9 protein-coding genes are annotated in these 10,079 nt (G+C 38.2%); 1 reads left to right on the top strand and 8 read right to left on the bottom strand.

The annotated features are described in order from the left end of the window. Window positions 1–41: 41 nt before the first annotated feature. The 3 genes from V7112_RS11765 to V7112_RS11755 all read right to left on the bottom strand — a co-directional run bounded on the left by V7112_RS11765 (window position 42) and on the right by V7112_RS11755 (window position 4,436). Window positions 42–518 (bottom strand): hypothetical protein, encoded by a 477-nt coding sequence (locus V7112_RS11765; RefSeq protein WP_335419491.1) that lies wholly within the window; start codon window positions 516–518, stop codon window positions 42–44. A 180-nt stretch (window positions 519–698) separates the two neighbouring features. Continuing rightward, the gene (locus V7112_RS11760) at window positions 699–2,813 is read right to left on the bottom strand and encodes a glycoside hydrolase family 3 protein (RefSeq protein WP_335419488.1); all 2,115 of its coding nucleotides are present in this window, start codon (window positions 2,811–2,813) and stop codon (window positions 699–701) included. Between the two features lie 24 nt (window positions 2,814–2,837). After that, window positions 2,838–4,436 (bottom strand): glucose PTS transporter subunit IIA, encoded by a 1,599-nt coding sequence (locus V7112_RS11755; RefSeq protein ID WP_335419485.1) that lies wholly within the window; start codon window positions 4,434–4,436, stop codon window positions 2,838–2,840. A gap of 290 nt (window positions 4,437–4,726) precedes the next feature. Here V7112_RS11755 and V7112_RS11750 point away from each other — a divergent pair, with 290 nt between their 5' ends. Continuing rightward, window positions 4,727–5,635, top strand: coding sequence for an AraC family transcriptional regulator (locus V7112_RS11750; protein WP_335419483.1), 909 nt, complete (start codon window positions 4,727–4,729; stop codon window positions 5,633–5,635). A gap of 173 nt (window positions 5,636–5,808) precedes the next feature. Here the strand turns inward: V7112_RS11750 and V7112_RS11745 are convergent, their stop codons facing one another. From V7112_RS11745 to ehuB, 5 genes are all read right to left on the bottom strand, one after another. Further along, entirely contained in the window at window positions 5,809–6,162 is a 354-nt protein-coding gene (locus V7112_RS11745) for a YciI family protein (protein WP_335419479.1), read from the bottom strand. Window positions 6,163–6,428: 266 nt separating this feature from the next. Then, window positions 6,429–7,199 carry an ectoine/hydroxyectoine ABC transporter ATP-binding protein EhuA gene (gene ehuA, locus V7112_RS11740; protein WP_335419476.1) on the bottom strand — a complete coding sequence of 257 codons (771 nt, stop codon included), beginning with the start codon at window positions 7,197–7,199 and terminating at the stop codon, window positions 6,429–6,431. Beyond that, window positions 7,192–7,911, bottom strand: a complete 720-nt coding sequence (gene ehuD / locus V7112_RS11735; RefSeq protein ID WP_335419473.1) for an ectoine/hydroxyectoine ABC transporter permease subunit EhuD — start codon at window positions 7,909–7,911, stop codon at window positions 7,192–7,194. Before ehuD ends, ehuA begins: the two co-directional genes overlap by 8 nt. Then, window positions 7,911–8,573 (bottom strand): amino acid ABC transporter permease, encoded by a 663-nt coding sequence (locus tag V7112_RS11730; protein WP_335419521.1) that lies wholly within the window; start codon window positions 8,571–8,573, stop codon window positions 7,911–7,913. Before V7112_RS11730 ends, ehuD begins: the two co-directional genes overlap by 1 nt. A gap of 209 nt (window positions 8,574–8,782) precedes the next feature. Next, the gene (gene ehuB / locus V7112_RS11725; protein WP_335419470.1) at window positions 8,783–9,682 is read right to left on the bottom strand and encodes an ectoine/hydroxyectoine ABC transporter substrate-binding protein EhuB; all 900 of its coding nucleotides are present in this window, start codon (window positions 9,680–9,682) and stop codon (window positions 8,783–8,785) included. Window positions 9,683–10,079 lie beyond the last annotated feature (397 nt).

Below are 10,079 nucleotides of genomic sequence, written 5' to 3'. Positions count from 1 at the left end.
TTTTTGGGGTCACTTCATCATGGATCATCGCACCCGTTACATTAATTAGTTAATATCAAATAATAGTATCTGGCATCTTTTAATGAACTATTTAAGTCAAAAGAAGTAGAAATAGCTATATATACGGCAAAACCAGCTAAAACAGCAATAATTAGACCGCTACTTTTAAGCAAATTTCTATTTTTCTTATAGAGGAACAGCGTTAAATTAACTACAATAATAAAGTATGATAACGATATCAATAGTTTCGCTAATTCCGATTGACTATCACCAATAGCAATCATAAAGCTTTCTAAATCGGTCTCATTATCTGGGCTTTGTTTGATTATTGAAGTATCCCCATTGTAACCAATCTTCCAAGAAAATGTGCTTTGTTCTTTTGTTACGTTGTACTCATAACCCATAGCTTTTCCATCACTAATAATCCCTGAATATTCAATTGTATCTTTCTCGCCTTGGGAACAAGCCGATAATAACAATGATAAACAAAATAGGATAAGCAAAAAACAATTTTTCATATAAAATCACTTCCCATCATAAAAAACCTAGAACATTCATATAACAAGTCTCTTTACTAATTTTACCATATATGTTTCTAAGAAATGTTAAAATCAAAGCGATTTCCAAAATGAAATTCACTGCTTCCTCTAATCCTATACAAAAAAATCACAGGCTTTTCCACCTGTGATTTCCATTATTTAATATTTCAAGCCATGACCAAGTTTGTAAACATTGCCATCACTATCTTTATAAGCATAGCTCATTCCTGCTGGCATATATTTGTCTTTGTCATATCCTGGTACGTCATTTGGAGATACACAATGTCCATTTTGGTATACAGCAATCACTTCTTCACTTGCCGGTAAAGTTATTGGTAAAACACCAGTTGGCTTATGGTTTCCTGCAATGACTTCAAGCTGGGCATTGTGGAATGTATCATAACCCGCTATCAATGCATCTGCCATTGGTTCTACATTTCCTAAAATCCATGGAAGGATAATATTCACACTCATCACGACTTTACCACCGCGGCTATGGATGCTGTCGGCGACTTCTTTTAGATGGTTTAGTCCACTTAAAGTAGTCTCCTGATACAATGAACCATCGATTGCTGAGTTTACTTTATCCTCACATATATCTAGCTCAAGTAGTCCTGGTGTTGCATTGAAGTAAGAACCAGATTTTGGATGTAGGAACAGAATGGCTGTATCGGCTTCTTCATAGTTGTCTGTTAACGTAAACAGTCCAAGTTCTTTCGCTTCATTTCTTGCTTTTTCCGTAAAAGAAGTCGCTCTTTCCTGCTCCTTATGGAAAACTTCAATAAACACCTTTTTACCATCTAGCTTGTCCGCTGTAAGTGGCAAGGTTTCGTTTGAATTTTTAAGTACGGTCACTGATTTTTTATGAGCTTCGTATGCAGCTTCCCAATGCGCTTTTGTGCTTACAACCTCAGTTGCTTTTTCTGGATCATTGTACGTACGTTCATCAAATAGACCTAATGCGAACATTTCTGTTAAAAGTCGAACATTTGACTCATCGATTCGTTTTTCACTGATCCATCCCTTACTGATGGCCAATTTCAGATTTTCAATATCATTCGTATCGGCAATCAAATCAGTACCCGCATTAATTGCTTTTGCAAAGCGTTCTGCTTCACTGCTCTTTTCCATTCCCCAGCTCATGTTATTTATTATCCCGCTATCACTATTCACATAGCCTTTGAAACCGAGCTTTCCTCTAAGGATATGGTCAATGAAATAACGATTGAACGTAAACCCAACCTCTTCGAATGGGATTTCCTCCCCTTCAAACTCCTGGACCACACTCTTCTTAATACTTGGAATCGAGTAGTACGGCATAATAGAAGAAGTTCCATGTTCTGCCGCCGCTTTAAATGGTGGTAGATGATACTTTTCTAAGCTACCAGGAGTAGGGTATAGATTCCATTTACCTTCTTCATAGTGAGGGTCAAAGCCATTTTCTCTCGCTCCCCCACCTGGGAAATGCTTCGTTGTCATCGCAATACTTTCAGGTCCTATGGTTTCACCTTGGAATTCATCCAGGATACGTCCGATGACATCTGCAATAAACTCAGGATCCTCTCCAAACGTTCCATACGAACGTTGCCATCTTGGATCTGTGACCACGTCCGCCATATACATATACCCTTTTCTTAAACCAGTAGCATTCCATTCTTTACGGGCAATGCTTGCAAATTCATTGATAAGAGAAGCATCGCCTCCATTTTGGATATCCCCTTTTGCAGCTGCTGCTAATCCTAATGTTCCTGGCCATGTCGAAAAGATACCAATTGCATCATTCATTCCGAATACAGCTTCACCATTTTCATTTCTGGAGTTTGATGCAACGATAACCGGAATCCCTAAGCGCGTTCCTTCAGCTACTTCATTCATCGTGTTAACCCATTCCGCCATTTGGGCTGGAGTGAAGTTATCTCTTAAAATGAAATGTCTTAGCTTCCTTTTTGCAATTGTTTGAGTGGTTCCGTACACTTTGCTAGTAGCGAAAATCGTTTCGCCTCTTTCGATAATACTTTCATCTAAGACACCATCATGGCTTGTCTTGCTCTTATCTTCCTGTGCAAGTCCCATTTTTCTTGAATTAATCAGCATCATACCGACTTTTTCATCAATGTTCATTAAGGAAACAAGATTTTCTGCACGTTCTTTCGGGCTCAAGCGCCAATCCTCATAAGGATCAAGCTTGCCATTATTATTTAAATCCTTAAATTTCAAGCCTTCTTGTTCGATTAGTTTCTTCGATCTAACTTGTAAATCGGGTTGCTTCTGCATGTAAATTCCTCCTCATTGGTTTTGCTATGCATCTAGTTTCAATACAGGTCCAGCACTTGCCTCAACATCACCGGTTTTCATTGGCTTCACTTCTACATATGATTCTGTATTGGTAATAACGACAGGAGATTTCAGATCATATCCTGCAGCTTTTATTTTTTCTAAATCAAATTCAATGAGTAAATCGCCTTTTTTCACTTCATCCCATTGTTCGACATGAGAAGTGAAATATTGACCCTTCAAATGAACCGTATTCACGCCAATCGAGATTAAAATTTCAGCCCCGTCATTCGAAGTAACTCCAATCGCATGTTTACTCGGGAATAAAGTCGTTACGACTCCCTCCACTGGAGAATTGATCACCCCTATTGTAGGTTCAATGGCAATTCCTTTTCCTACGATTTCTTTTGAAAAAAGTGGATCCTCTATCTTACTTAATGGAACGATATGACCCGTTAATGGACTTGCTATCATTTCTTTTTTTACGTTTCCTAAACCAAATTCTTTATTAGTCTTTTTACCGACTCCCAGGTCGTTTTTACCTTCATATCCAAATACAAGAGTTAGCATCATTGCTATTAGTAAGGATCCGAACACAGCGATTGCAAATACTCCGATTGGTGAAAATACAGGAATGGACAAGAAACTTGGAAGTGCAAATGCCGTTGCTGAAACTCCAAGTGCTCCAACGATGGCACCACCAACTGCTCCAGCTATCCCTACGTATAACATAGTTCGTTTGTAGCGAACGAGAATACCATACGTGATAATTTCTGTTGTCCCTGCTAAGGCACTAGGCAGAAGTCCTGACCCGGCAAGTGTTTTTAATTGCTTATCCTTCGTTTTAAAGAAAACCCCAAGTCCCATACCGATTTGGGCAAATGGAGCTGAAGCTGCCATTGCAATAATTGGATCAAGACCCGATGCACCAAGATTGGCAATGGCGATTGGAATCACAGCCCAATGAAGCCCTAAAATTGTTAGGAAAGACCATGCCGCTCCCAATACAGCGCCTGTAACTAATCCACTTTTATCACTTAAAAACTGAATAACAAATGCTAAGCCCTGACCAACATACGTCCCAAATGGACCAAAAATTAGAATGGTTAATGGCACGATAACTAATAAGGAAATCATTGGATTAATAAACATTTGTAAATCTTTATAAATCACTTTCTTTAAAAACTTATCTAGTAAAGCATAGATGGATGCAGCGATTAATATAGGAAACACGGTGGACGAATAACTAGCCAGTAGAACCGGAATCCCTAAGAATGAAACATCCTGTGCCTGAGACGTAACTAGAGTCACATAATTTGGTTCTAATAATGCAGCTCCAATTGCTGCTCCAACAAATCCATTGGCTCCCAGCTTATTTGCCATAGTATATCCGAGGAAAACAGGAAAAAAGTAAAACACAGCATGTCCTGCGGCAGAAAGAATCGAGTAGGTACCGCTTTCTGCGGATAACCAGCCTAATGACTTTAAAATAGATAATAAAGCAGTAATCAAGCCGGAACCAGCAAGTACCCCTAAAATGGGTGCAAAACTTCCACTAATTGCTCCTAAAATTTTATTAAAGACTGTTTCCTTTTGCTCAACAGTAGTATCATTATTTTTCATGATGTTGTCCTCCTTGTTGTAAGTTCTTAGCTGTAAATGAAATTTCTTATTCATCTTAGAGGAATAAAAGGACGTATAACAGATCAACTAACCTAGATATCAGTACATCTAATATAATCTCCAAAGACAGGGCTTTCATTTATCATAAGTTTGTGCTTAGGTAAGGCTTTCATTTCATCTGAGAATTAATTAATTCTTGTTATATTGCTATAATAACAATGAATCATATGAAAAAAATTGTTATTTTTGCTTATAATATTGTATATCTTGCTATTAAAAAGGAGCACTTTATGAAAGAATCTACATTTATGCCTGTATTGAATGAGGATTTTGAGGTTTATTATTGGAGTAAAAAATATCAATCACATGAATGGGTCAGAAAGCCTGACAAATCTTTAGAGAATTATTCTGAAATTGAGCCTTTATTCCGCTTGCATAGTCACGACGCAATGGAGGTTCTCGTATTTTTAGGGGGGGAATGTGAATTTTTTTGTGAAGGACAAATTTACTCATTAACCAAAGGGGATGTTGTCATCATTCCACCATATGCAGTACATAAGGCAGAAGTAAGTGATTTCGACAACTATGAAAGAATCGTGTCGACCATCAGCAAATCATTATTGGCTGAATTCTTATCGATTTCTCCCGACATGAGTGATAGTATCATCTATCATAAAACTCTGGGATCCTATGTCGTCCATCTCCACTCCAAAAATTTAAAGGAAGTTCTCTCCCTTTACCAAGAAATAAGTAATCGTATAAAAGTGAATAGTGACGCTTATTCCTTTGCTTTACATTATTTATTATTTCAAGCAATGCAAATTATCTTAAACCCAGAGAGCAGTGAGCCAAAAAACAGTAAAAGCAGTGATGCAGATCAACGCCTAAATTTAATTATCGAATACATCGATAAACATTTGACCGATCCAGAAATGAATTTAGACAATGTATCAAGTCATTTTCATTTAAACAAGTATTACTTTTCTCATTATTTTAAGAATCACATGAAGGTACCCTTTTATCGATATGTATTATTAAAAAGGCTTGCAACCGCCGTTGCCCTCATTCAGCAAAATGAACTATCAATCGAAGAAATTGCTACAAAATGCGGTTTTCAGGATTACTCCAGCTTTTATCGACTCTTTAAAAAGGAATATAATCTATCCCCGAAAAACTTACAAAAGGAATTTAGGAAGTAGTCGGGGCTTGTGTACAGTTCCGTGGCCCAAATTGGAACAATTAATCGGTATACCAAGAAAAGAGTTCCATCAGGAATACTTCAAACAAGTGAAGAGCAACGGTATGGTAACAGTTGCTCTCTTTAATTCCTGTACCCTTTAGCGGAATAAGAAACAAGTGCCCCAACCAATAATTAGCTAAATACTTGACGTAGTTCAATCTGACCTTCACCATGTCCTTGCGGATCCGGCATCCGCATTGCCCACTCGATGGCTTCTTCCCTCGACTTCACATCAATCAGAATGAACCCAGCAACCAAATCATTCGATTCCGTAAATGGACCATCCGTAACCACCGGCTTTTCCCCTGGTATCGGATATGATATCCGAATCCCATTTGAACTTGGATGAAGTCCTTTAGCCATAACCCGCACGCCTGCCTTAACCAATTCCTCATTGTACTTCGTCATGGCTTCAATGAGTTCTGAGCTCGGGAGCTTTCCAGCTTCCGAATTCTTCGTGGCCTTGACAATTAGCATAAACAGCATAAAAAATTCCCTCCTTCCCCACACTCCTAAAATTGTACATTCACCTTTATTATACACTTAAAATTATCTGATTGTTTAGTTTATTAAAAAACATTAAACTTTCTCCTTTGAATACTTGTTACCTTATCCAATGTTCAGTACATAAATAGATAATCTAAGTACAAATAAGAAAAAGCTCAAACGAATTGAACTTTCTTTATATGGTGTATTGCAAACCTAGTATCAATAAAATGATGCAGTGAGTTTTGTGGAGGACTCCATGAATTTCAAGACCGGAAACGACTAAGGAATTGCTGAAGACGTTCGCTTTCAGTATTTTCTAATACCTCTTCAGGTGTCCCTTGTTCCGCGATGACACCATTTTCTAAGAAGATAATTCGATCGGCGACATCTCGTGCAAAGTCCATTTCATGCGTGACAAGGACCATGGCCATTTCGCCTTCTTTAGCGATTTCTCGGATCACCTCTAGGACCTCACCAACAAGCTCTGGGTCAAGTGCGGAGGTTACTTCATCAAACAGCATAACCTTCGGACGCATCACAAGGGCGCGTGCCATCGCTACCCGTTGCTTTTGACCACCAGAAAGTTGATTTGGATAATTATCTAATTTATCACCTAAACCAACCTTTTCTAACATTTCAATTGAATTCTTCCTAGCCTCTTCCTTTGATTCACTTTTCACATGAATTGGACCAGTCATACAATTTTCTAAAATGGTCATATGTGGAAATAAATTAAAGTGCTGAAATACCATCCCGATATCGCCTCTAATTTGTCTTAAATGCTTTTCATTCGCTCTGACTAATTCACCTTTTTTCTCCATTTGCCAAAGGTTTTGCCCATTTACCTCGATAACGCCCGAAGTTGGCTCCTCCAATGTCATTAATAACCGAATAATCGTCGTTTTTCCAGACCCGCTTGGTCCAATCAAAGCAATCTTTTCAGCCGGTGCAATATCTAAATCAATCCCCTTTAAGACATCCACCTCATCGAAAGATTTTATCACATTTTCATATTTTACAATCGGCTCAGCCATCGATTGCCACTCCCTTTTCTAATTTTTTGGCTCCAGTTGGAGATTTCTTGTCAAATCGTCGATTCAGTTTTAGTTCTAATTTTTTAATCAGGACTGCTGAAGGATAACTTAATAATAGGAAGAAAATGGCCACTAATGTATATGGTTCTAAATATGCCCAATGTCTTGCACCAAATTTTTCAGCCATGAGCAGCATACCTGCAACACCTACTGTCGATGTCAAAGGTACTTCCTTGAACATGATAATTAGGTAATTCCCTAGCATCGGAATCGTCGGAGGGATCGCTTGCGGAAGGATAATTTTTATCCACTTATCTTTAGCGGCCATATTTAAAGCAATCGAGGCTTCCCATTGTCCTTTATCAACAGATTCAATTCCAGAACGATAGATTTCAGAAATATACGTGCTATAGTGAATACCAAGACCGAGGACAGCAACGGTTAAAGGACTTAAGCTCACTCCAACATATGGAACCATTGGTAATCCAAAAAACAAGAAAAATAATTGAACGAGCGGCGGTGTCGAACGAATGAACTCAAGAACAAAAGACACAACCCACCGAAAAGGTTTTAATGGTATTCGTTTTAAAAATACCCAAACAAAACCGAACACCATCGCAAAAAGATAACAAGCAATTGTCACACCAAGGGTGACCCACATCCCTTTAAAAACCGATGGAAGTGCTCCAAAAAACATATCCCAATCCCACATTATTCACTAGCCACTCCCTTCGATGATTGCTTTTCCGCCCACTTTGTTAAACCGATTAAAGGTAAGGCGATAATAAAATAAAAGACAAGTATTAATAAGTAAACTGTCGGCGTTGAAGCAAGATTGGTATTTGTATAAAGTTGACCTCTATAGACAATATCAGCCAAGCCAACGAGTGATATGAGTGAAGTTGCCTTCAACATTTGAATAAGATAATTACCGAATTCGGGAAGCATCATTCTGACTGCTTGAGGTAAAATAACAATCCTCATTCGTTGAAAGCGTGACATATTCAGAGCAACGGCAGCTTCTGTTTGGCCTTGGGAAACGGAGAGGATCGAACCACGTACGGTTTCCGACATATATGCACCATAGTTCATTGAAATCGCGATTACACAAGCCCAAAATTCGGAACCTAAATCAATTCCGAACAAAATCGGAAGAGCGTAGAAGAACCAAAACAACTGGATGATTAAAGAGGTTCCACGAAAAATCTCTACGATAAAACCAGTAAATTTTCTTATAAAGATATTCTTCGCCAATCGACCAAACCCCGCTAAAAATGCGATTAAAAATGAGAAAAATGCGGAAGTAACTAAAATAAGAATCGTGATATTAAGACCTTTAAGTAGTATTGAAAATATTTCACCTATTTGACTAATTGGACTCACCTCGTTTTTATGCTTTAACTAGTTGATTTGCGCTTTAAACCACATGAATTTCGCTTTATTTTGCGGAATTGCGTTTTAACTCCCTGGAATTGCGCTTTATATCACAGATTTGCGCTATAACAACAGATTTGCATATATCTCGCGGATTTGGGGTAAAAAATAGGTCTCCCAACTGGGAGACCTATCCATCCTTCCCCGTGTTATTTTAAACTTTCGATTACTTGTTCGGTTGTTAAGTCATTTGGAACAAGGTTACCTTCACCAAAACCAGATGGTGTAATTAGATCAAGAATCTCTCCATTTTCTTTAAGCTTCTTAAGCTCTGCGTTATAAGCTTCTCTAAGCTCATCATTACCTTGGGCAAACCCAGCTGCACCATAGCTTGGAACGCCTTTAATATCTGGTTGCTCAAAATCTTCAACAAATTCTAACGCATTTTGATTTGAAGATTGTAAAGCCATTTTTACTGTCATTTCAGTCCCTGTTGTCGCTTGAGCTCGACCTGATTGCACGGCTGAGAAAGTGGCTGGAATGTCGGCTACTTCAAGGATTTGGTCTTCACTAACCCCCATCTCTTTTAAGAACTCTACTTCAGTAGCACCAGACATGACGGCTACGGTGACATCGGGATTATCCGCAATATCTGTGTAACTATGAAGTTCTAATGGATTTCCTTTTTCAACAATTAAGCCTTCACCATATTGAATTTCTGGTTCACCGAAGTCCACTTGCGCAGCACGTTCCGGTAAAATCGCCATTCCTGCAGTTATAACATCGAATTTTCCTGCTTTTACCCCTGGAATGAGTTGATTCCATTCAGCGATTTGACCTTCTACATTTTTAATTCCCATATTTTGAAAGACCTTAGTAGCAATCTCAACCGCTGCTCCTTTTAATTCACCCGTTTTAGGATCTTGATAGGCATAAGGTGCTTCGTTCGAAAATCCAATTGTAACGGTTCCTTTTTCTTTGAGCTCATCAAGACTGGAACCTCCTGATTTATTTTTCCCGGTAGTCCCACCTGCTTCCTCCCCTGCACCACAAGCGGTCATTATTCCCATAAATAATACTAAAAATAAAATTAATAATCGTTTCATCATCTAACTAAAATACCCCCTCAACGTTTTTAAAAAATTTAAATATTACTACAAAAATCAAAGTCATATAAAATTGTATATCTTTTTAGAATAATTGCTCAAATGCCATATCACTGGATATTTAAGGATATTTTGGGATAATACTACCTGAGGGCAGTTGACATGGTGGATAATGCAAACATAAGCAAACATGCTCCTTTAGATTTATGTATGCTCCAAATTTGCACAAGAATAAGATTCTGTCTAGATGGGGGGCACGATCGCCTTCCCAAAAGAAAATTTAGGCAAATAGATTTTCCCCTACTAAAAAGCAAAAAAGCACCGCGGATGCGGTGCAATCAACTTATTTGAGTATTTGACAGAACAACTCTTGTTTTGTTTCTATTCAAGTTCGTATTAT

The organism is Bacillus sp. JJ1566 (genome assembly GCF_036962685.1).
Taxonomy (GTDB): Bacteria; Bacillota; Bacilli; order Bacillales; family Bacillaceae_L; genus Ferdinandcohnia.
Note: the sequence above shows the minus strand (reverse complement) of the source record. Positions and strands in the feature narration are given on the sequence as shown.